Below are 22115 nucleotides of genomic sequence, written 5' to 3' on the forward strand. Positions count from 1 at the left end.
CGTGTCGCGCAGTTCCCCGCGCCCCTTGGGGCGCGGCTGAGCCGCAGCAGACTTCGGCCGAACCGCTTAGGGGCGGTGTGCCAGCGCAATCATCAGTGCTATGGCCGCTGCCGTCACCGGTACCCCGAATCCGGCCGTCGGCGACACGTGGTCCACCAGCCAGCCGCCCGTGGCGGAGCCGCAGGCGATTCCGCCGAGCAGGCCCGTCACCGCGAGGGTCATGCCCTCGTTGAGGCGGCCCTCGGGGGTGCGCTGCTGCACCAGCGTCATGGTGGTGACCATGGTCGGGGCGGTCGCCATGCCTGTGACCAGCAGGGCGGCCGCCAGGAGCAGGAGCGAGCCGGTGAGGGAGGCGGCGAGGAGGGGGAGGGTCATCAGGGTCGTCATTGCAGCGAGGCACCAGGGCAGGCGGGCGTCCGCGGGACCGCTCGGTTTGACGGCTCCGTAGAGCAGCCCCGCGCCGCACGAACCGGCCGCCTGCAACGCGAGCACGACGCCTGCCGCCGACCGGTGCCCCTGTGCGTCCGCGAACGCGATCGTGACGACCTCCATGGAGCCGAACACCGCGCCCATGGCCAGGCAGACGGCGAGCAGCGGGGGCATTCCGGGCGCGCGGAACGGGGACCTGGCGGGAACTTGCCTCTGCACCGGCGGCTCGGTCGAGCGCTGCGCGGCGAACAGCAGCATGCCGGTCAGCAGCAGCACCGCCCCGACCAGCGTGCCCGCCTCCGGGAAGAACGTCCCGCACAAGAAGGCCGCGAGCACCGGGCCCAGCATGAAGCAGAGCTCGTCGGCGGCCTGTTCGAAGGAGTTCGCGGTGTGCAGCGTGCCCTCGTCGCCCTTCAGCAGGTGAGCCCAGCGGGCGCGGGACATGCCGCCGGTGTTCGGGGTCGTCGCGGTGGCGGCGTAGGAGGCGAAGAGGGTCCAGGCGGGGGCGTCGAACTGCACGCAGAGCAGGAGGGCGAGGGAGCCGAGTGCCGCGATCACCGTGGCGGGGACGGCGATCCGGGCCTGGCCGTACCGGTCGACGAGCCGCGCGGTCCACGGGGCGACCACGGCCGTCGTCGCGAGGCCGGTCGCGGTGACGGCACCGGCGAGGGCGTACGAGCCGCGCGCACCGGCGATCATCACGACCGCGCTCACGCTGAACATGCCCATGGGGAGCCGGGCCAGCAGGTTCCCGAGGGTGAAGGCGCGGGCGCCTGGGGTGGCGAAGAGGCGGCGGTAGGGACCGGGCGGGCGGTTGCCGGTACGGGGGTTGAAGTCGACGGCGACGAGGGTGTCGGCGGTGACGGTGAACAGCGGGGCTTTGCGGGGAGTCGGCTGCGGCATGGGCACTACGGTCGCCCGTGGGTGATAAAGGGGTCCAACACCTTCTCTGCGCCGATTCACGCACCTGTGTTGTCAGTCCTGTTGTAGGTTCACCGGATGCCCGCGCCCAGCCATCTCGACCCCCGCCTCCTGCGTGCCTTCCTCGCCGTCGCCGAGGAACTGCACTTCACGCGTGCCGCCGCCCGGCTCTACGTCGCCCAGCAGGCGCTCAGCCGGGATGTGCGGCGGCTGGAGCGGGAGTTGGGGGCCGAGCTGTTCGTGCGCAGCACCCGGCAGGTGACGCTCACGGCCGACGGTGAGCGGCTGCTGCCGTACGCCCGCCGGGTGCTTCGGGCGCAGGACGAGCTGCTGGCCGCGTTCGGGCAGGCCAGGCCCCTGCTGGTCGACCTCAACTACCGGGGCGCGGCCACCGCGCGCCGCGTCCTGCACCGGGCCCGCGAACTCGCCCCCGACCACGAGCTGATGGCGCGTTACGAGAGCGGGCTGACCGGCGCGGCGGAAGAGCTGCTCGCCGGGCGGCTGGACACGTCGTTCGGCCGGTTCGCAGGCCTGGACCCGGTGCTGCGGGCCCGGCTGGAGCACCAGCCCGTGCGCTACGAGCCGATGGCGGTCGTGCTGCCCGAGGACCACCGGCTGGCGGCGCTGGACGCGGTGCCGCTCGCCGCGCTGGCGGGGGAGACGGTGTACGCGGGGGCCGGGAATCCCCGTACGCCGGAGTGGACGGATCTGGCCCGCCGGCTGTTCGACGGGCGGGGCATCGAGATCGCGCCGCCCGTTCCGCTGGCCGTCGGTGAGGAGGAGTTCGAGCGGATCATGGCCAAGATGCGCCAGCCGATTCTCGCCGTGGTGGATTTTCCGGCCATGCCTCGGACGGTACTGCGGCCCCTGGTCGATCCTGTGCCCTTGTCGCCAGTGTCGCTTGTGTGGCGGAAGGGGCTGGTGCACCCCGGATTCGACGCGCTTCGACGGGCGGCGGCCGAGCTGTCGGCGGAGGAGGCGTGGCTGAAGGTGCCTACCGATGGGTGGGTTCCAGTCATCGATTCGGATGTCATGCCCGCCGGGGATCGGCGGAAGGGCTGACGGGACGCGAACAGGGCGGCGTACTCCGACGGTTGCCGGTGTACGCCGCCCTGAGGTGGGACGGGTTGCGGGGGTGACCCGCGCAGCCACGGCGCCTACTTCGGGTCGCTGTTGAACTTCGACGCCGACCAGAAGTAGCCGAGGACCGCGAGGCCGACGCACCAGGCGATGGCGAGCCAGCCGTTGTGGCCGATCGGGGTGCCGAGGAGGAGCCCACGCAGGGTCTCGATGGCGGGCGTGAAGGGCTGGTACTCGGCGATCGGCTGGAACCAGCCCGGCATGCTGTGCAGGGGGACGAAGGTGCTGGAGATGAGCGGGAGGAAGATCAGCGGCATCGCGTTGTTGCTGGCGGCCTCGGCGCTCGGGCTGACCAGGCCCATCCCGACCGCGATCCAGGTGAGCGCCAGGGCGAACAGCGTGACAAGGCCGAATGCGGCGACCCACTCCAGGACGGTGGCATCGGTGGAGCGGAAGCCGATGGCCACGGCGACCGCGCCGACCAGGACCACGCTCATCACGCACTGCAGAACGCTGCCGATGACGTGCCCGATGAGCACCGCCCCGCGGTGGATGGCCATGGTGCGGAAACGGGCGATGATGCCCTCGGTCATGTCCGTGGAGACGGACACGGCGGTGCCGATCGTGGTGGAGCCGATGGTCATCAGCAGCAGGCCCGGCACCAGGTAGGCGATGTAGTCGGAGCGGTCTGCGCCGCCGCCGAGGCCCGCGCTCATCGCGTCTCCGAAGATGTAGACGAAGAGCAGCAGCAGCATGACCGGGGTGAGCAGCAGGTTCAGGGTGAGCGACGGATAGCGGCGGGCGTGCAGCAGATTGCGGCGCAGCATCGTGGAGGAATCGCGCACGGCGAGGGAGAGCGGGCTCATCGGGCAGTCTCCTTGGGCTGGTTGGGAACGTTGCTGTTGCTGGTCAGGGCGAAGAAGACGTCGTCGAGGTCGGGGGTGTGCACGGTCAGCTCCTCGGCCTCGACGCCGGCCGAGTCAAGCCAGTCGAGGATGGAGCGCAGTTCGCGCTGGCTGCCGTCGCTGGGGATCTGCAGGGAGAGGGATTCGTCGTCCCGGGCCGCCTCGCCCAGGGCGGAGGCGGCGCTCTGGTACGCGGCGGGGTCGGTGAAGCGGAGCCGGACATGACCTCCAGGGACGATCCGCTTGAGCTGCTCGGCGGTGCCTTCGGCGGCGATCCTGCCGTCGTGGAGGACGGCGATACGGTCGGCGAGCTCGTCGGCCTCGTCCAGGTACTGGGTGGTGAGGAAGACGGTCACGCCGTCGCCTGTGACGAGGTCGCGGATGATCTGCCACATGGTGTGCCGCGAGCGCGGGTCGAGCCCGGTGGTCGGCTCGTCGAGGAAGATGATCCGCGGACCGCCGACCAGGGTCATGGCGATGTCGAGGCGGCGCTTCATGCCGCCGGAGTAGGTGGAGGCGGGCTTCTTCGCGGCCTCGGTGAGGTCGAAGCGCTCCAGCAGTTCGGCGGTGACCTGCCGCCCCTCGTGCCGGGAGAGGTGGTGCAGGTCCGCCATGAGCAGCATGTTCTCCTCTCCGGTGATCAGGTTGTCGACGGCGGAGAACTGCCCGGTGACGCCGATCGCGGCGCGCACGGCCTGCGCGTCGCCGGCGAGGCTGTGGCCGCCGACGTGCAGGTCACCGGCGTCGGCGCTGATAAGGGTGGAGAGGATCTTGACGGCGGTGGTCTTGCCGGCGCCGTTCGGGCCGAGCAGGGAGAAGATCGTGCCTTCCGCGACGGCCAGGTCGATGCCGTCGAGGACGGTCTTGTCGCCGTACGACTTGCGCAGACCGTGCGCCGCGATGGCCAGGTCGGTCATGAGAGATGCCCCCTATTGAGTGGCTGCGATTTACAGGCTGCGGGCGGTGATGTCGCCGTGGTTGGTGGTGGCGCGGATGTCGAGTTCGGCGGTGCCGTCGTTCTTGAGGGAGTTGCTGACGCGGCCGTGGCCGGTGCCGGCGTCCAGGGCGGCGGAGACGCCGGTGGCGGCGCCGACCGAGATGTCCCCGGACTCGGTGCGCAGCACGAGGGTGCCGCGCACGGCCTCGCCGATCCGGATGGCGCCCCGTGCGGTGCTGATCTCGGAGGAGCCGCCCAGGCGGCCGATCTCGACGTCGCCGTCGACCGCGGTGAGGTGCACGGAGGCCGCCTCGTCGATCTTGATCCGGCGGTAGGCGCCCTCGAAGACGACGTCGCCGAGCCGTCCGACGCCCCGGAGCTCGGCGGCGGCGGACTTCCCCTCGATGCGGGAGCCGGCGGGCAGCTGGACGGTGACCTCGACGGATCCGGAGTTGCCGAGGATCCGGTTCTTCGCCGCCGGGGCCTCGATCCGCAGGACACCGTCGTCGCCGTATGCGACCTCGATCTCCTCGGCCGCCTTCACGTCGCGGCTCTTGGCGGCGTTCGCGGGCAGCACCTCGACCGTGGTGTCGGCGCGGTCGGCGGCGATGAGCTGGATGCGTCCGGCGGGGATGTCGAGGACGGCGACGACAGCGGCGGGGGTGTCGAACTTCTGCATGGTGCTCTCCTTCTTCTACAGTGGGCGCTCTGTCGGCCCGCTGTTTCTGATGATGGAAAGCTACGTTGCATTCAAGGATCCAGCAACATGCTCATTGCGTGGAATCGCTAAAAGTGCAGGTGGCAGGCGATAAATCGTTGCAACGATCCAGAATCTAACGCAATGACTGAGCGTGGCTCGTTGCAATGGACTGGGAGTGAACGCTAGGGTGGAGGCGCCGGAGAAGGGCGTACGAAGGAGATCGTGATGCCGGGAGGCAGACTCACCCAGCAGGACCGCCAGCAGATCGCGCTGGGACTGGCCGACGGACTCGCGTACGCCGAGATCGCCCGAAGCCTCGACCGCCCGACCTCGACGATCACGCGCGAGGTCATGCGCAACGGCGGCCCCACCGCCTACCGCGCCGAGATCGCCCACCGCGCCACCGAACGCCGCGCCCACCGCCGCAGGCAGACCGCGCCCCGGGGGCCGGAGGCGCTGCCGCAGTCCCACGGACGTGACGCCGAGGCCGTACGCGAGTACGAGGAGACGCTCACCACCGTCTTCATACAGTCGGGCACGCCCACGATGGCCGCGCGAGTGATGGCCTGTCTCACCATCAGCGACGCGGGCAGCCTCACCGCATCCGAACTGGTCCAGCGACTCCAGGTCAGCCCGGCGTCCATCTCCAAGGCCGTCGCGTTCCTCGAGGGCCAGGAAATGATCCGCCGGGAACGCGACACCCGCCGCCGTGAGCGCTACGTCATCGACGACGACATCATGTACGAAGCGATGATGGCCAGCGCCCGCGGCACCGCCCAGGTCGCCGACACCGCACGGCAGGGCGTCCCCGTCCTCGGATCCGGCACCCCGGCCGCCACCCGCCTGGAGAACATGGCCCGCTTCCTCGACTTCGTCTCCGAGAGCCTCGTCCGCGCGGCGGACCAGGCCCGCGCGATCCTCCATACGAAACCCGGGGCGATCGCGGAGGGCACGGCGGAGTCGCATTCGGATCACTCATTGAGGTGAGGCGCCGTCATTGCCCCTCAGTACGCTGAACCGACAGTCGAGACTCCGTCCCATGGGAGCACCGATGAGCGCAGCATCCGACGACGGGCTGGACGACGAGCCGGCGTACCGCTGGCCGATTCCGCCCGCCGAAGGCTGGACCGCGGACGACCTCGACCGCATTCCGGGCCTCCCCCCGCACACGGAGTTGATCGACGGGAGTCTCGTCTTCAGAAGCCCGCAGACCGCATTCCACACTCGGTGCATGCGCCTGCTCGAGAACACTCTTCTCGGACAAGTGCCGGATCACCTGGATGTCATGCGGGAGATGACGGTCACGCTGGATGCGAAGAACCGGCCTGAACCGGACGTCCTGGTCCTCCTCCTGGAGGCGAACACCGGACCCGACCAGACCTGGTACAAGCCCGAGGACGTCATCCTCGCCGTCGAAGTCGTCTCCGCCGATTCCCTGGAGCGCGACCGCGAGGTCAAGCCCCGCAAGTACGCGGCAGCAGGCGTTCCGCACTTCTGGCGGGTCGAGCAGGACGAGGACAGGGGCTTCCCCGTCGTGTACGTCTACGAGCTCGACCCGGCGACCAAGTCCTACGGCCTCACCGGCATCTTCCACGACAGGCTCAAGGTCTCCGTGCCGTTCGACATCGAGATCGATCTGACGGCCGTCGACCGCCGCGGTAGGTGACGTCGCCTTCACAGGGAGCTGCTCCCGCGTCGGGAGCCGTTCGTAACCTACCGACGCACTACCTCTCATCCCGTCCCCGGCCGGGGTGAGAGCAAAGTTCCTTTCCGGTCACCCGGTGCCACAGGCCGGAAACGCTGCCTCCCTACCTTCGGGACTCATCACCGCTCATCTGCCCCCGAGCACGACCGAGCCCCGGAGCACCGTGGAGGCGTCATGACAGCCCCTAGCACAGCCCCCGCACCCAGCAGGGGAGGCCGCTGGATCCAGCAGTGGGATCCCGAGGACGAGACCTTCTGGAACGAGACCGGAGAGAAGATCGCCAAGCGGAACCTGTTCTTCTCCGTCCTCTCCGAGCACATCGGGTTCTCGATCTGGACCCTGTGGTCCGTGCTGGTGCTCTTCATGGGCCCGGAGTACGGGCTCACCCCGGCCGACAAGTTCCTGCTGACCTCGATGGTCACCCTGGTCGGCGCCGTCGTCCGCGTCCCCTACACCTTCGCCGTCGCCATCTTCGGTGGCAGGAACTGGACGATCATCTCGGCCAGCCTGCTGCTCATCCCGACGATCGCCGCGTTCGCGGTGATGAAGCCGGGCACGTCCTTCGACACCTTCCTCTGGATCGGCCTGCTGGCCGGCATCGGCGGCGGAAACTTCGCCTCCTCGATGACCAACATCAACGCCTTCTTCCCGCTCCGTAAGAAGGGGTGGGCGCTCGGCCTCAACGCGGGCGGCGGCAACATCGGCGTGCCGGTCATCCAGCTGGTCGCCCTCGCGATCATCGGCGCGAGCGGCGGGCCGCGCGTACTGCTCGGGATCTACATCCCGCTGATCCTCGTCGCCGCCGTCCTCGCCGCCCTGTTCATGGACAACATCGCGTCCGTGAAGAACGACACCGGCGCCGCCAAGGACGCCGCGAAGGACGCGCACACCTGGATCATGTCCTTCCTCTACATCGGGACGTTCGGGTCGTTCATCGGATACGCCTTCGCCTTCGGCCAGGTGCTCCAGGTCCAGTTCGGCCGTACGCCGCTGCAGGCCGCGTACCTCACCTTCATCGGCCCGCTGCTCGGCTCGCTGATCAGGCCCGTGGGCGGCTGGCTCGCCGACAAGTACGGCGGCGCGAAGATCAGCCTCTACAACTACGTCGCCATGGCCGCCGCCACCGGTCTCCTGATCTTCGCCAGCATGCAGAAGTCGCTGCCGCTGTTCGTGTCCGTCTTCGTGGTGCTGTTCGTGCTCAGCGGGCTCGGCAACGGCTCCACGTTCAAGATGATCCCCGGAATCTTCCAGACAAAGGCCCTCGCCAAGGGGCTGGAGGGTGAGGAGGCCGCTGCATACGGCCGCCGGCTCTCCGGTGCCTCCATGGGGCTCATCGGCGCGGTGGGCGCGCTGGGCGGAGTCGGCATCAACATGGCCTTCCGCCAGTCCTTCCTCACCAACGGGTCGGGCACCGGCGCCTTCGTCATCTTCCTCGCCTTCTACGCCCTCTGCTTCGCGGTGACCTGGGCCGTATACCTTCGACGCCCGGCCGCGGCGGCGCAGTCCGAGGCCGCCGCCGAGGCGAAGCCGCAGCTCAGCTACGCAGAGGTGTGACGTAACACCAGCGACATGAAGCCGAACCGAGCCTGTCACGGACCGTTGACAGGCTCGATCGGCATGCCAGGCAGTACCGCCGTACTGCATGTACGACGACTCTTCGGGACGAGAGCCATGTACGACGAACAGCAGCGACAAGACGCGGGCCGGCAGAGCCCCCTGGCAGGATTCACCGTGGGCGTGACCGCCGCCCGCCGGGCCGACGAGCTGGGCGCGCTGCTGCAGCGACGGGGAGCCGCCGTCCTGCATGCACCCGCCCTGCGCATCGTGCCGCTCGCCGACGACAGCGAACTGCTGGCGGCGACGAAGGACCTGATCGACCAGGCACCGGACGTGGTGGTGGCGACGACCGCCATCGGGTTCCGGGGGTGGGTCGAGGCCGCCGAGGGGTGGGGGCTCGGCGAGCCGCTCCTCGACCGGCTGCGGCACGTGGAACTGCTGGCGCGCGGGCCCAAGGTCAAGGGCGCGATACGGGCCGCCGGGCTGACCGAGGAGTGGTCGCCGTCGAGCGAGTCCATGGCCGAGGTGCTGGACCGGTTGCTGGAGGAGGGCGTCGACGGGCGCCGTATCGCCGTACAGCTGCACGGTGAGCCGCTGCCGGGCTTCGTGGAGTCGCTGCGGGCCGCCGGAGGGGAGGTCGTCGGGGTTCCGGTGTACCGGTGGATGCCGCCGGAGGACCTGGCGCCGCTGGACCGGCTGCTGGATGCCGCCGTCTCCCGCGGGCTGGACGCGATCACCTTCACCAGCGCGCCCGCCGCCGCGTCGCTGCTCAACCGGGCCGAGAAGCGCGGGCTGCTGCCCGAGCTGCTCGCCGCCCTCCACCACGACGTCCTGCCGGCCTGCGTCGGACCGGTCACCGCGCTGCCGCTGCAGGCCCATGGCGTCGACACGGTCCAGCCCGAACGCTTCCGGCTCGGTCCCCTGGTCCAGCTGCTGTGCCAGGAGCTTCCGAACCGGGCGCGTTCCTTGCCCATCGCCGGGCACCGGGTGGAGATCCGCGGCCATGCGGTCCTCGTCGACGGCGACCTCAAGCCCGTACCGCCCGCCGGGATGTCGCTGCTGCGGGCGCTGTCGCGGCGGCCGGGGTGGGTGGTGGCCCGGGCCGAGCTGTTGCGGGCGCTGCCCGGGGCCGGGCGCGACGAGCATGCGGTGGAGACCGCGATGGCTCGGCTGCGGACTGCTCTCGGTGCGCCGAAGTTGATCCAGACGGTGGTGAAGCGGGGGTATCGGCTGGCGCTCGATCCCGCCGCCGACGCGAAGTACGCGGACACGTAGTGCTGGGGGCTGCCGCCCCCGGACCCCCGCTTTCGGCCTGAACGGCCTCGTCCTCAAACTCCCCCACTCTCGGCTTCGCTCGAGCGGGGGGACCCCCACGACGGGCTGAGGGGCACTGACCGGCGCTGAGAAGTGCCGCTCGTGACCCGGCCGTACAGCACCAGCGCCCGCACCAAACACCCCAGCGCCACCGTCGACAGCACCGCCCGTACGACGTTCCACGCCACCCACGCATGCTCGAAGTGCTCCCGTGCCGCCGTCGGATCCTTCATGTCCGCCAGGTCGTTGTTGAGCGGGATGTTGACGGCGACCGTGGTGAGGAAGCCGAGCGCGTAGGCCGCCAGGGCCGCCCACACCCACCAGCGGTACGGCTGCCCGCGCAGCTGCCACGAGGACACCGCAGTCAGCAGCAGCGCTCCCATGAAGCCGACGAAGAACACCGGGTTCTGGATCACGTCGTCGATGTTCCGCATGACCTCGACATAGACCCGGTCGTCGCTGCGGGCCAGCGCCGGCATCACGCAGCACGCGAAGATGTAGTAGACCCCGGCGATCAGGCCCATCGCGACCGTGGCCGCACCCAGTACGAATCCCGTGCTCCTGCTGTGGGTTGTCATGTCCTCCAGTCAACGGACGGCGGCGTGGCCGGAACATCGCCGAGAAGCGCAGCCGCATAAGCGCGCGTCCACCCGCCACCTCCTGCACCGCCGGTACGAGGGGTTCCGGCCGCGCGAGCGGGAAGGCACTGTAAGAGGGATCGGTTGCTTCAGCCCTCAGGTTCCCGAGCCAGGCGGTGACAGGCACATGGCACTGGGTACGGCCACGGTCGCGTACGAGCTGCGGTTCGACGCGGGTCGGATCTGTCTCGACCTCCTCGCCACCACCCACCCCGAGGAACGGTTCGACTCCCTCGAGGTGCTGTGCGCCTGGATCACCGGGGCAGGACTGGTCCCCGAGACCACCCCGCTGACCCACGCCGACCCGTCATGGCTGGTCGGCTTCCGTGAACTGCGCGGACAGATCGGGCAGTTGGTGCACGGAGGACTTAAGCCGACAGTGCTCCGGCCGTCGTACGACATCGCGCTCGCCCGCGTGAACGAGACGGCGCTGGTCTCGCCTCCCGCCCCACGCGCCGTGCGGGGCGAGGACGGCTCGCTCGTACGCGAGTTGGACGGCCCGCCCGAGTGTGCGGCGCTGCTCGGTGCGATCGCGCGGGATGCCGTGGAGCTCCTCACCGACCCTGTCGCGCGGGCCGGTCTGCGGCAGTGCGAAGGGGACAACTGCCCGATCGTTTACGTGGATTCGTCCCGGGGGCGCAGGAGGCGCTGGTGCTCCAGTGAGGTCTGTGGGAACCGCGAAAGGGTGGCCCGGCACCGTCGGCGGGCGGCTCTGGCGCGCGCCTGACGTCCGGTATGCGGCTTCTGTGAACGGGCTGTCGAAGTGATTTCGATTACACACCGTTTACCTCATCCGTGACATGGCAGCGGTTGCGATCTCGCCAATGTGGCGGAAATGTAAAGATCGCGAGGTGGGAATGTGCACCCATGTCCCCCTCGTCACGTCACTCAGAAGAAAACTGTCATCTCACGTTGAACATGACACGGCCCACATCCGTACCCGTGGACGAGCGACCGACTGGGGGAACCCCCGGACATCGGAGGTGGGCGTGCGCAAGGATTCCGTCGTGGCCAATGAACGTGGATCGAGGGCCCGACATCGCATGTCCCAGCCCTCGGAACCAGATGAGGAGCTGATGCGTGCCCTCTATCGCGAGCACGCCGGACCTCTCCTTGCGTACGTACTCCGGCTGGTCGCCGGAGACCGGCAGCGTGCCGAGGACGTGGTTCAGGAGACGCTAATCCGTGCCTGGAAGAACGCCGGTCAGCTCAATCGAGCGACCGGATCGGTACGCCCCTGGCTGGTGACGGTTGCGCGCCGCATCGTCATCGACGGCCACCGCAGCCGGCAGGCCCGGCCGCAGGAGGTCGATCCGTCGCCGCTGGAGGTCATCCCCGCGGAGGACGAGATCGACAAGGCGCTGTGGTTGATGACGCTGTCGGACGCGCTGGACGACCTGACCCCGGCCCACCGGGAGGTGCTCGTCGAGACGTATTTCAAGGGACGTACGGTGAATGAGGCGGCCGAGACGCTGGGCATTCCCAGTGGCACGGTGCGGTCTCGGGTGTTCTATGCCCTGCGGTCGATGAAGCTGGCACTGGAGGAGCGGGGGGTGACGGCGTGATGAGTGTTTACGGGGGAAACCAGGGATTCGGTACAGGTGGTTCGGGTATGTCTGGCTCCATGATGGGATCTCCGGGCCCGAGCGAGCATGAAACGGTCGGCGCCTACGCTCTCGGCATCCTCGACGACGCCGAGGCAACGGCTTTCGAGGCACACCTCGCCACCTGCGAGTGGTGCGCCCAGCAGCTCGACGAGCTGGCCGGGATGGAGCCGATGCTCGCCGCCCTCGCGGACCTGCCCGGGACCGGTTCGCCCGCTATCGGGGAGTCCCTGTCCGCCAGGCCCAGCCCGCGGCTCGCGGAGAAGCTGGTCGACGAGGTCTCCGAACGCCGGGCGCAGAAGCGCCGCAAGGGCTTCTACCTGGTGGCGGCCGCGGCCGCGCTGATCATCGGCGGCCCGCTGGCGGTCATGGCCGTCAACGGCGGCAGCGACTCGGGCACCACCGCCACACCGCTGGCGGCCGGCGCCAAGGCGGCCTTCGGCACCATCTCCGACAAGGTCTCGAACACGGACGCGTCGACCAAGGTCAAGGCGACCGTGGCGATGGAGCAGAAGGACTGGGGCACCTGGGGCGTCGTCGAGCTCAGCAACGTCAAGGGCCCGCTGAAGTGCTCGCTCATCGCCGTCGGCAAGAACGGCGAGCGCGAGACCATGTCCTCCTGGTCGGTCCCGAAGTGGGGCTACGGCATCCCGAACGGCAAGACCGAGGAGGCGAAGGAACCGCTCTACGCCCAGGGTGGCGCGGCCTTCAAGCCCAATGAGATCGACCACTTCGAGGTCATGACCTTCCAGGGCAAGAAGCTCGTAGAGATCGACGCGTAGTTCTCGTAGAGATCGACGCGCAGCTTACGTAGCTTTGCCGGGTCCCCTTCGCGTACGGTTGACGGCTGCCATGCACGTCAGAAGGGGGCCCGGTGGCCGCTCAGGCTCAACAGGAAACCGCCGTCGGCTCGGATCACGACTCAGTACGCGACCGAGAGATCAGCGTCGAACAGGAACACCTCGACCGGGTGTACCACCGTCTCGAGGAGAAGATTCACGAGGCCGAGTTCCTGATGAACGACGCGGCCAAGCGCGGTCAGGTCGGCACGCCCGGCGCCCTCGCCGAGCGGGACGCACAGGTCTTCCGGGCGGGTATCCATCTCAACCGGCTCAACAACGAGTTCGAGGACTTCCTCTTCGGAAGGATCGACCTGCTGCTCGGCAAGGACGGCAAGAAGGGGCCCGACGGCGCCTACACCGCCGTGGAGCCTGCTGAGGGTGCCGTGCGGGACGACGACACCGCCGACATCGCCGAGACCCTGCACATCGGCCGGATCGGTGTCCTGGACTCCGACTACGCGCCGCTCGTCATCGACTGGCGGGCGCCCGCCGCCGCCCCGTTCTACCGCTCCACCCCCGTCGACCCCGGCCGGGTCGTGCGCCGCCGCGTCATCCGCTCCAAGGGCCGCAAGGTGCTCGGCGTCGAGGACGACCTGATGCGCCCCGAGCTCAAGGCCTCCCTCGACGGCCACGAACTGCCCGTCATCGGCGACGGCGCCCTGATGGCCGCCCTCGGCCAGGCCCGCAGCCACACCATGCGGGACATCGTCGCCTCCATCCAGGCCGAACAGGACCTGGTCATCCGCGCGCCCGCAGCCTCGGTGACGTATGTCGAGGGCGGGCCGGGCACGGGCAAGACGGCCGTGGCACTCCACCGCGCCGCCTACCTCCTGTACCAGGACCGGCGCCGGTACGCGGGCGGCATCCTGATCGTCTCCCCGACCCCCCTGCTCGTCGCCTACACCGAGGGTGTCCTGCCCTCCCTCGGCGAGGAGGGCCAGGTCGCCATCCGTGCGATCGGCTCGCTCGTCGACGGCGCCGAGGCAACGCTGTACGACTCCCCGTCCACGGCCCGCGCCAAGGGCTCGCACCGCATGCTCAAGGTCCTGCGGAAGGCGGCGCGCGGAGCACTGGAGCTGGGGCCGGGCGGCGGCGCCCGCTCGACCGCCGATTCCGGACGCGCAGCCTCCGCCTCCGGTCAGCTCGCCTTCGGTGAGGACGACACGGACGGGTCCGCCGATGCTCCGACCGGCCCGCCCACCCGGCTCCGCGTCGTCGCCTTCGGCCGCCGTCTCGAACTGGAGGTCGCCGAGCTGGGCCGTATCCGCCAGGCCGTGCTCAGCGGCACCGCGCCCGTGAACCTGCTGCGCCCCCGTGCCCGCAAGCTGCTCCTCGACGCCCTGTGGGCGAAGTCCGGCGCGGCGGGCCGGCACACCGACCCGGAGCTGGCGGCCGAACTGCGGTCCTCCTTCGACGAGGACGTGTCGAGCGAGGACGTCTTCCTCACCTTCCTGGACGCCTGGTGGCCCGAGCTCACGCCCAGGACCGTCCTCGCCGCCATGTCCGACGAGCGCCGCCTGGGCCGCTGGGCCCGCCGGATCCTCAACCCCGGCGAGGTCCGCAGGGTCGCCCGCTCACTCAGACGCGACGGCTGTTCCGTGCACGACATCGCCATGCTCGACGAGCTCCAGTCGATCCTCGGCACCCCGGCCCGCCCGAAGAAGAAGCGCGACCTGGACCCGCTCGACCAGCTCACCGGTCTGGAGGAGCTGATGCCGACGCGCGAGGAGTCGCAGCGCGAGCGCGCCGAGCGACTCGCCCAGGAGCGCACCGAGTACGCCCACGTCATCGTCGACGAGGCCCAGGACCTCACGCCGATGCAGTGGCGCATGGTCGGCCGCCGTGGCCGGCACGCCACCTGGACGGTCGTCGGCGACCCGGCCCAGTCCTCCTGGTCCGACGTCGACGAGGCGGCCGAGGCCAGGGACGAGGCCCTCGGCACCCGCCCCCGCCGCCGCTTCGAGCTCACCGTCAACTACCGCAACCCGGCCGAGATCGCCGAGCTCGCCTCCAAGGTGCTGGCCCTCGCCATGCCGGGCGCCAAGTCCCCGTCGGCCGTACGGTCGACCGGCGTGAAGCCCCGCTTCTCCGTCGTACGGGACTCCCTCGCGCAGTCCGTCCGCGAGGAGGCCGCCCGTCTCCTCGACCGCGTCGACGGCACGGTCGGCGTCGTCGTCGCCATGCAGCGCCGCGAGGAGGCCGCCCGCTGGCTCGCCGGGCTCGGCGACCGGGTGGTGGCCCTCGGCAGCCTGGAGGCGAAGGGCCTGGAGTACGACGCGACGGTCGTCGTCTCGCCCGCGGAGATCGCCGACGAGTCCCCGGCCGGCCTGCGCGTGCTGTACGTCGCCCTCACCCGCGCGACCCAGCAGCTGACCATCGTCTCGTCCGACCGGGACGAGCCGGACGCGAACGCCGTGCCCGACCTGCTCCGGGACTAGCCCCTGCTCCATCAAAGTTAAGAACCGGATGAACTCTCGGTACGGGAATGGCCTTACGGGATCTGTTTGTTAGCCTGGGTGTGGCACCGGCCCGATCCAAGCCCCCGGGCCCAACCTTCGTCGCTACGAGCGACCACTTGCCGCGAGGCGAGCATGGCGGGTCGGTGCCACTTGACTTGCGAGAGGCCCGCGTCACCATGTGACGCGGGCCTCTTTCGCTGTGAACAAAACGATCGCAATCCGGAGCGGCTAACGCCTACTCGGCAGTAGGTGCGACCATCGGACGGCATACCCAGCGTCACGGTGAAAGCAGAGGAAGTCGGCCATGGCAACGGCGCCCAGCGTCTCCTACTCCATTACGGTCCGGTTGGAGGTGCCCGCGAGCGGAACCGCGGTCTCCCAGATCACCACGGCCGTAGAGTCCCACGGAGGCTCGGTGACCGGCCTCGACGTGACCGCCTCCGGCCACGAGAAACTCCGCATCGACGTCACCATCGCGGCGAGCTCCACCGCCCACGCCGACGAGATCGTCACGCAGCTGCGCGGCATCGAGGGCGTCACCCTCGGCAAGGTCTCCGACCGTACGTTCCTGATGCACCTCGGCGGCAAGATCGAGATGGCGTCGAAGCACCCCATCCGCAACCGTGACGACCTCTCCATGATCTACACGCCGGGTGTGGCCCGTGTCTGCATGGCGATCGCCGAGAACCCCGAGGACGCCCGCCGCCTCACCATCAAGCGCAACTCCGTTGCGGTCGTGACGGACGGCTCGGCCGTGCTGGGCCTCGGCAACATCGGCCCGAAGGCCGCCCTCCCGGTCATGGAGGGCAAGGCGGCCCTCTTCAAGCGGTTCGCCGGCATCGACGCCTGGCCGCTCTGCCTCGACACCCAGGACACCGACGCGATCGTCGAGATCGTGAAGGCGATCGCCCCGGGCTTCGCCGGCATCAACCTCGAGGACATCTCGGCGCCCCGCTGCTTCGAGATCGAGGCGCGCCTGCGCGAGGCCCTCGACATCCCCGTCTTCCACGACGACCAGCACGGCACCGCGATCGTCGTTCTCGCCGCCCTCACGAACGCACTTCGCGTCACCGGCAAGGCAATTGAGAACATCCGGGTCGTCATGTCCGGCGCCGGCGCGGCCGGTACGGCCATTCTCAAGCTGCTGCTGGCCGCGGGCGTCAAGAACGCCGTCGTCGCCGACATCCACGGCGTCGTGCACACCGGCCGCGAGGACCTGCGGGAGGCCGCGGCCGACTCGCCGCTGCGCTGGATCGCCGACAACACCAACCCGGAGGGCCTGACCGGCACCCTCAAGGAGGCCGTGCGCGGCGCCGACGTCTTCATCGGCGTCTCCGCCCCGAACGTCCTCGACGGCGACGACGTGGCCGCCATGGCCGACGGCGCCATCGTCTTCGCGCTCGCGAACCCCGACCCCGAGGTGGACCCGGCAATCGCCCGCCAGACGGCGGCCGTTGTGGCCACCGGCCGCTCCGACTTCCCGAACCAGATCAACAACGTGCTGGTCTTCCCGGGCGTCTTCCGCGGTCTGCTGGACGCCCAGTCCCGCACGGTCAACACCGAGATGATGCTGGCCGCCGCGACCGCCCTCGCGGACGTGGTGACCGAGGACGAGCTGAACCCGAACTACATCATCCCGAGCGTCTTCAACGACAAGGTCGCGGGCGCGGTGGCCGGTGCGGTGCGGGAAGCGGCGAAGGCTGCGGCAGGGTCGTAAGTGCTTGCAAGGGCTTTTTCGTAGGCTGTGAGGATCGCCACGGCAAGGCCTTGCACCGGCGCGTCGTGGAACCTGACCCTCCTGGTCGGCGTTTATCGTGTCGGCCAGGCTCCGGCCCTCTTTTCGTGTGACTCCCAAGGGTGTTCTCACGACTCCTGCGGGTGCCGGATTGGCTTTCGCGCCGCAGGTAGGGGCAGGATGCGTCCCTGGGCGCGAGGGGTCTGACCACGGACCCGGGCCCGGGGCCTCTCCGAGGACCCTGGCAGCATCGGCTTCACCGTGCCCGATATGCGGCTCCGCCGCGTGGCACGCCTCAAACGGCAAGAAGAACACGGGAGTAACAACATGAACCGCAGTGAGCTGGTGGCCGCGCTGGCCGACCGCGCCGAGGTGACCCGCAAGGACGCCGACGCCGTGCTGGCCGCGTTCGCCGAGACCGTCGGCGAGATCGTCGCCAAGGGCGACGAGAAGGTCACCATCCCCGGCTTCCTGACCTTCGAGCGCACTCACCGTGCCGCTCGCACCGCGCGCAACCCGCAGACCGGCGACCCGATCCAGATCCCGGCCGGCTACAGCGTCAAGGTCTCCGCGGGCAGCAAGCTGAAGGAAGCCGCGAAGGGCAAGTAGCGCTCCGCTTCGAGCGCCGGGCTGAGGGCCGCTTCTCGGCCGTCGGGACGACCGTGGCTGGTCGCGCCCGCGCGGCGGTAGCCGCATGCAGATACGGCCCCGCGCCCCTTTCAGGGCGCTCAGCGCAACGCCGATGGGGCGGTCACCCGAGTCCGGGTGACCGCCCCATCGGCGTACGTGTGTCAGCCGAGCGCCTTGCCCGGCAGCTCCACCTTCGCGCCGAGCTCGACGAGCTTCTCCATGAAGTTCTCGTAGCCCCGGTTGATGAGGTCGATGCCGTGGACGCGGGACGTGCCCTGGGCCGCCAGAGCGGCGATGAGGTACGAGAAGCCGCCGCGGAGGTCCGGGATGACCAGGTCGGCGCCCTGGAGTTTCGTCGGGCCCGAGACGACGGCCGAGTGCAGGAAGTTGCGCTGCCCGAAGCGGCAGTCGGAGCCGCCCAGGCACTCGCGGTACAGCTGGATGTGAGCGCCCATCTGGTTCAGCGCGGACGTGAAGCCGAGGCGGGACTCGTAGACCGTCTCGTGGATGATCGACAGGCCCGTCGCCTGCGTCAGCGCGACCACCAGCGGCTGCTGCCAGTCCGTCTGGAAGCCCGGGTGCACGTCCGTTTCGAGCGCGATGGACTTCAACTGGCCGCCGGGGTGCCAGAAACGGATGCCCTCGTCGTCGATCTCGAAGGCACCGCCCACCTTCCGGTAGGTGTTCAGGAACGTCATCATCGAGCGCTGCTGCGCGCCGCGGACGTAGATGTTGCCCTCGGTCGCCAGCGCCGCGGACGCCCACGAGGCGGCCTCAAGACGGTCCGGGAGCGCGCGGTGGTTGTAGCCGCCGAGCCGGTCCACACCCGTGACGCGGATGGTGCGGTCGGTGTCCATCGCGATGATGGCGCCCATCTTCTGCAGGACGCAGATCAGGTCCTCGATCTCCGGCTCCACGGCCGCGTTCGAGAGCTCCGTGACGCCCTCCGCGAGGACGGCCGTGAGCAGCACCTGCTCGGTCGCGCCCACGGACGGGTACGGCAGCCGGATCTTCGTACCGCGCAGCCGCTGCGGCGCCTCCAGGTACTGGCCGTCCGCCCGCTTCTCGATCGTCGCGCCGAACTGCCGCAACACCTCGAAGTGGAAGTCGATCGGCCGGCCGCCGATGTCGCAGCCGCCGAGACCCGGGATGAACGCGTGGCCGAGGCGGTGCAGCAGCGGACCGCAGAACAGGATCGGGATACGGCTGGAACCCGCGTGCGCGTCGATGTCCGCGACGTTCGCGCTCTCCACGTGGGACGGGTCCATCACCAGCTCGCCCGGTTCCTCACCCGGACGGACCGTCACGCCGTGCAGCTGCAGCAGTCCGCGTACGACACGAACGTCCCGGATGTCCGGAACGTTGCGCAGTCGACTCGGTTCACTGCCCAGCAGGGCGGCGACCATTGCCTTCGGTACGAGGTTCTTCGCACCGCGGACACGGATCTCGCCCTCCAGCGGGGTTCCGCCGTGGACAAGCAGGACATCGTCGTTGACGGTCATGTATCTCGCGTTCCGATGAGTGGGGCAGGGGCCAGAAGGGAAAGGGTAATCGCCGCCCACCCCCCTTCTGTAAGCCCAAGGACGGCCCAGCTACGTCATAGCTGTGTCACAACACGAACCGTTCCCTGGTGGGCACATGGGGTCACCGGCCCTCGGGCGCGCCCAGGGTGCTTCATTCCTCCCTGAGCTGCATTCACCCGCTAACCGCCATTGCCTCCCCACGCGGAGGCAAGATGCGGGATCATGTCTGCCATGACCGAGGTGTCCTCGCTCACAGGGCGGTTGCTCGTGGCAACGCCCGCCCTGGCGGACCCGAACTTCGACCGTGCGGTGGTGCTCCTTCTCGACCACGACGAGGAGGGCTCCCTCGGTGTCGTCCTCAACCGTCCCACCCCGGTGGACGTCGGCGACATCCTGGAGGGCTGGGCGGACCTCGCGGGTGAACCCGGCGTCGTCTTCCAGGGCGGCCCGGTGTCCCTGGACTCGGCCCTGGGGGTCGCCGTCATCCCTGGCGGCGCGACCGTCGACGGGGCGCCGCTGGGCTGGCGCAGAGTGCACGGCGCGATCGGTCTGGTCGACCTGGAGGCACCGCCCGAGCTGCTGGCCTCGGCTCTCGGGTCCCTGAGGATCTTCGCCGGATACGCCGGCTGGGGCCCCGGTCAGCTGGAGGACGAGCTGGTCGAGGGCGCCTGGTACGTGGTCGAGTCCGAGCCCGGCGACGTCTCCTCGCCGTCCCCGGAAAGACTCTGGCGCGAGGTGCTGCGCCGCCAGCGCAACGAACTGGCGATGGTGGCCACGTATGCGGACGACCCATCGCTGAACTGATCCGTGTGACCTTCAGTACCCTTGGCACTTATGAGCACTCTTGAGCCCGAGCGCGGGACTGGTACGGGGACCCTCGTAGAGCCGACGCCACAGGTGTCCCACGGCGACGGCGACCACGAGCGCTTCGCCCACTACGTCCAGAAGGACAAGATCATGGCGAGCGCACTCGACGGGACCCCCGTCGTGGCGCTGTGCGGCAAGGTGTGGGTGCCCGGCCGCGACCCGAAGAAGTACCCGGTGTGTCCCATGTGCAAGGAGATCTACGAGTCCATGGGCGCCGGCGGCGACAAGGGCAAGGACGGCGACAAGTAGTCCTGCCCTCGGCCCGAGGCAGGTGAGGCCGCCTCCGGCTCGAGCTTCGCGAGGCCCCGGGGCGCGTTTCGGCGCGTCTTCGGGGCCTCGGTCGTGTCAGAGGCGCCGACGGCCCGGACCTAGGCGTGGAACCTGCGACAGGAGCGGCGTTCCGCTTTCGCGACGGGACACGATTCCGCTTCCGCGATGATGACGGTTCCGGTGCTGGTGTTCCTCGTACTCGCACAGCGACGGCCGGCGTCCGGGCCGGGCGGAGCGGTAAAGGACTGACGTGACTTCACAGACGGAACTGATTCCGGCGCCCCGCAGCGTCGCCGCCGCTGCCGGCGAAGTGCGGCTGACGGCGCACTCCCGGCTCTGCGCCGGTACGGCGACGGAGGGCGTCGGCCGCTGGCTGCGCACCGTCCTGTGGCAGGCCACCGGGGTGCCGTTGCGGGAGGGCCGGGAACTCGACGAGACCGACGGCGACGGCATCGCGCTCCGGCTCGACCCGGAGCTCGGTCCCGAGGAGTACCGCCTCGTCAGCGACCGGAACGGCGTCCTCATCGAGGGCGGCAGCGCGGCCGGTGTCTTCTGGGGCGCCCAGACGTTGCGGCAGCTCCTCGGCCCCGATGCCCACCGCAGGGCACCGCTCGACCGCGACCGCACCTGGGCCGTGCCGCACCTCACGATCGAGGACGCTCCCCGCTTCCGCTGGCGCGGACTCATGCTCGACGTCGCCCGGCACTTCATGCCGAAGGAAGGCGTCCTGCGCCACCTCGACCTGATGGCCGCCCACAAACTCAACGTCTTCCACTTCCACTTGACGGACGACCAGGGCTGGCGCGTCGAGATCAAGAGGTACCCGCGGCTGACCGAGGTCGGCTCATGGCGGGCGCGCACGAAATCCGGCCACCGGGCCTCACCCCTGTGGGATGAGAAGCCGCACGGTGGCTTCTACACCCAGGACGACATCCGCGAGATCGTCGCCTACGCCGCCGAGCGGCATATCACCGTCGTCCCCGAGATCGACGTACCCGGCCACTCGCAGGCCGCCATCGCCGCATATCCGGAACTCGGCAACACCGATGTCATCGCTGCATCCGTCAAGGGTGGCACCGCCCTCTCCGTCTGGGACAACTGGGGGATCTCTGCCAACGTACTCGCCCCCACTGACAACACCCTGCGTTTCTACGAGGGGGTGTTCGAGGAACTCCTCGGCCTGTTCCCCTCGGAGTTCGTCCACGTCGGCGGTGACGAATGCCTCAAGGACCAGTGGCGGCAGTCGCCGACCGCGCAGGCCCGCATCAAGGAGCTCGGGCTCGCGGACGAGGACGAGTTGCAGGCGTGGTTCATCGGCCACTTCGACAAATGGCTGACCGCGCGCGGGCGCAGGCTCATCGGCTGGGACGAGATCCTGGAGGGCGGGCTCGCGCAGGGCGCGGCGGTGTCGTCCTGGCGCGGGTACGGGGGCGGCGTCGCCGCGGCCCGGGCCGGTCACGACGTGGTCATGTGCCCCGAGCAGTACGTGTACTTGGACCACCGCCAGGCGGCGGGCGAGGACGAGCCGGTGCCGATCGGCCATGTGCGGACCCTGGAGGACGTCTACCGGTTCGAGCCCGTTCCACCGGAGTTGACCCCCGGCCAGGCCGCACACGTGCTCGGCACGCAGGCCAACGTGTGGACCGAGGTGATGGAGGACCCCGCACGGGTGGACTACCAGACGTACCCGCGGCTTTCGGCCTTCTCGGAGGTGGCCTGGAGTGCGCTTCCCGCCCCGGCGGAACGGGACTTCGCCGACTTCGAGCGGCGGATGACCGCCCACTACCGGCGACTTGACGCCCTGGGAGTGGGCTACCGGCCGCCGACCGGGCCACTGCCGTGGCAGAAGCGTCCCGGCGTGCTCGGGCGGCCGCTGGACGGGGCGCCCCCGAACAGGTAAGTGAGCTCCCGAACAGGTAAGGCAAAAACGTCGTAAGCATCACCGAAGAGTGGCAATTCGCGCGCACCGGTGATGCCGTACGAAAACGGACCATCTCCC

General features: G+C 69.6%; 20 protein-coding genes. 14 read left to right on the top strand and 6 right to left on the bottom strand.

All coding sequences use genetic code 11. From position 1 onward, the window contains the following. Window positions 1–66 precede the first annotated feature (66 nt). A complete protein-coding gene (locus IH68_RS0135440; protein ID WP_030943477.1) occupies window positions 67–1332 on the bottom strand; it encodes an MFS transporter in 1266 nt (421 codons plus the stop codon). Between the two features lie 96 nt (window positions 1333–1428). Here IH68_RS0135440 and IH68_RS0135445 point away from each other — a divergent pair, with 96 nt between their 5' ends. Then, the gene (locus IH68_RS0135445) at window positions 1429–2412 is read left to right on the top strand and encodes a LysR family transcriptional regulator (protein ID WP_030943478.1); all 984 of its coding nucleotides are present in this window, start codon (window positions 1429–1431) and stop codon (window positions 2410–2412) included. Between the two features lie 95 nt (window positions 2413–2507). On the opposite strand, the gene IH68_RS0135450 is transcribed toward IH68_RS0135445, so the two are convergent. From IH68_RS0135450 to IH68_RS0135460, 3 genes are read right to left on the bottom strand one after another with little or no spacing between them, the layout of a single operon-like run. Next, the gene (locus IH68_RS0135450; RefSeq protein ID WP_030943480.1) at window positions 2508–3296 is read right to left on the bottom strand and encodes an ABC transporter permease; all 789 of its coding nucleotides are present in this window, start codon (window positions 3294–3296) and stop codon (window positions 2508–2510) included. Continuing rightward, window positions 3293–4252: an ATP-binding cassette domain-containing protein gene (locus IH68_RS0135455; RefSeq protein ID WP_030943482.1), complete on the bottom strand. Its 960-nt coding sequence runs from the start codon at window positions 4250–4252 to the stop codon at window positions 3293–3295. The genes IH68_RS0135450 and IH68_RS0135455 overlap by 4 nt, the downstream gene beginning before the upstream one ends. 30 nt (window positions 4253–4282) lie before the next feature. Beyond that, window positions 4283–4951: a DUF4097 family beta strand repeat-containing protein gene (locus IH68_RS0135460; RefSeq protein WP_030943484.1), complete on the bottom strand. Its 669-nt coding sequence runs from the start codon at window positions 4949–4951 to the stop codon at window positions 4283–4285. Window positions 4952–5197: 246 nt separating this feature from the next. Here IH68_RS0135460 and IH68_RS0135465 point away from each other — a divergent pair, with 246 nt between their 5' ends. From IH68_RS0135465 to IH68_RS0135480, 4 genes are all read left to right on the top strand, one after another. Then, window positions 5198–5959: a helix-turn-helix domain-containing protein gene (locus IH68_RS0135465; protein ID WP_030943487.1), complete on the top strand. Its 762-nt coding sequence runs from the start codon at window positions 5198–5200 to the stop codon at window positions 5957–5959. A 64-nt stretch (window positions 5960–6023) separates the two neighbouring features. Further along, window positions 6024–6638 carry a Uma2 family endonuclease gene (locus IH68_RS0135470; protein ID WP_030943489.1) on the top strand — a complete coding sequence of 205 codons (615 nt, stop codon included), beginning with the start codon at window positions 6024–6026 and terminating at the stop codon, window positions 6636–6638. A gap of 213 nt (window positions 6639–6851) precedes the next feature. Continuing rightward, window positions 6852–8231, top strand: a complete 1380-nt coding sequence (locus IH68_RS0135475) for a nitrate/nitrite transporter (RefSeq protein ID WP_030943492.1) — start codon at window positions 6852–6854, stop codon at window positions 8229–8231. Between the two features lie 117 nt (window positions 8232–8348). After that, window positions 8349–9509, top strand: a complete 1161-nt coding sequence (locus IH68_RS0135480; RefSeq protein ID WP_030943495.1) for a uroporphyrinogen-III synthase — start codon at window positions 8349–8351, stop codon at window positions 9507–9509. 53 nt (window positions 9510–9562) lie between these two features. Here IH68_RS0135480 and IH68_RS0135485 read toward each other — a convergent pair whose 3' ends face one another. Further along, window positions 9563–10126 carry a DUF1772 domain-containing protein gene (locus IH68_RS0135485; RefSeq protein ID WP_078912755.1) on the bottom strand — a complete coding sequence of 188 codons (564 nt, stop codon included), beginning with the start codon at window positions 10124–10126 and terminating at the stop codon, window positions 9563–9565. A 187-nt stretch (window positions 10127–10313) separates the two neighbouring features. On the opposite strand from IH68_RS0135485, the gene IH68_RS0135490 reads away from it, so the two are divergent. The 6 genes from IH68_RS0135490 to IH68_RS0135515 all read left to right on the top strand — a co-directional run bounded on the left by IH68_RS0135490 (window position 10314) and on the right by IH68_RS0135515 (window position 17435). Further along, window positions 10314–10913 carry a CGNR zinc finger domain-containing protein gene (locus tag IH68_RS0135490; RefSeq protein WP_030943501.1) on the top strand — a complete coding sequence of 200 codons (600 nt, stop codon included), beginning with the start codon at window positions 10314–10316 and terminating at the stop codon, window positions 10911–10913. A gap of 316 nt (window positions 10914–11229) precedes the next feature. Continuing rightward, window positions 11230–11751, top strand: coding sequence for a sigma-70 family RNA polymerase sigma factor (locus tag IH68_RS0135495; protein WP_010039908.1), 522 nt, complete (start codon window positions 11230–11232; stop codon window positions 11749–11751). Between the two features lie 47 nt (window positions 11752–11798). After that, complete coding sequence (locus IH68_RS0135500; RefSeq protein WP_030943504.1) at window positions 11799–12572, top strand: anti-sigma factor family protein; 774 nt, start codon at window positions 11799–11801, stop codon at window positions 12570–12572. A 92-nt stretch (window positions 12573–12664) separates the two neighbouring features. Beyond that, window positions 12665–15070, top strand: coding sequence for a HelD family protein (locus IH68_RS0135505; RefSeq protein WP_030943506.1), 2406 nt, complete (start codon window positions 12665–12667; stop codon window positions 15068–15070). Between the two features lie 325 nt (window positions 15071–15395). Continuing rightward, on the top strand, window positions 15396–16808 hold the full coding sequence (locus IH68_RS0135510) for an NAD-dependent malic enzyme (RefSeq protein WP_030943509.1): 1413 nt from the start codon (window positions 15396–15398) through the stop codon (window positions 16806–16808). A gap of 345 nt (window positions 16809–17153) precedes the next feature. Next, a complete protein-coding gene (locus IH68_RS0135515) occupies window positions 17154–17435 on the top strand; it encodes an HU family DNA-binding protein (RefSeq protein ID WP_007382399.1) in 282 nt (93 codons plus the stop codon). A 182-nt stretch (window positions 17436–17617) separates the two neighbouring features. On the opposite strand, the gene murA is transcribed toward IH68_RS0135515, so the two are convergent. Further along, on the bottom strand, window positions 17618–18958 hold the full coding sequence (gene murA, locus IH68_RS0135520; protein WP_030943512.1) for a UDP-N-acetylglucosamine 1-carboxyvinyltransferase: 1341 nt from the start codon (window positions 18956–18958) through the stop codon (window positions 17618–17620). Between the two features lie 252 nt (window positions 18959–19210). Here murA and IH68_RS0135525 point away from each other — a divergent pair, with 252 nt between their 5' ends. The 3 genes from IH68_RS0135525 (at window position 19211) to IH68_RS0135535 (ending at window position 22016) form a co-directional block, all read left to right on the top strand. Next, window positions 19211–19783: a YqgE/AlgH family protein gene (locus IH68_RS0135525; RefSeq protein WP_030943515.1), complete on the top strand. Its 573-nt coding sequence runs from the start codon at window positions 19211–19213 to the stop codon at window positions 19781–19783. Between the two features lie 30 nt (window positions 19784–19813). Then, window positions 19814–20095, top strand: coding sequence for a DUF3039 domain-containing protein (locus tag IH68_RS0135530; protein WP_078912757.1), 282 nt, complete (start codon window positions 19814–19816; stop codon window positions 20093–20095). A 271-nt stretch (window positions 20096–20366) separates the two neighbouring features. Next, complete coding sequence (locus IH68_RS0135535; protein WP_030943521.1) at window positions 20367–22016, top strand: beta-N-acetylhexosaminidase; 1650 nt, start codon at window positions 20367–20369, stop codon at window positions 22014–22016. Window positions 22017–22115 lie beyond the last annotated feature (99 nt).

This window comes from Streptomyces sp. NRRL S-646, assembly GCF_000720765.1.
GTDB lineage: Bacteria > Actinomycetota > Actinomycetes > Streptomycetales > Streptomycetaceae > Streptomyces.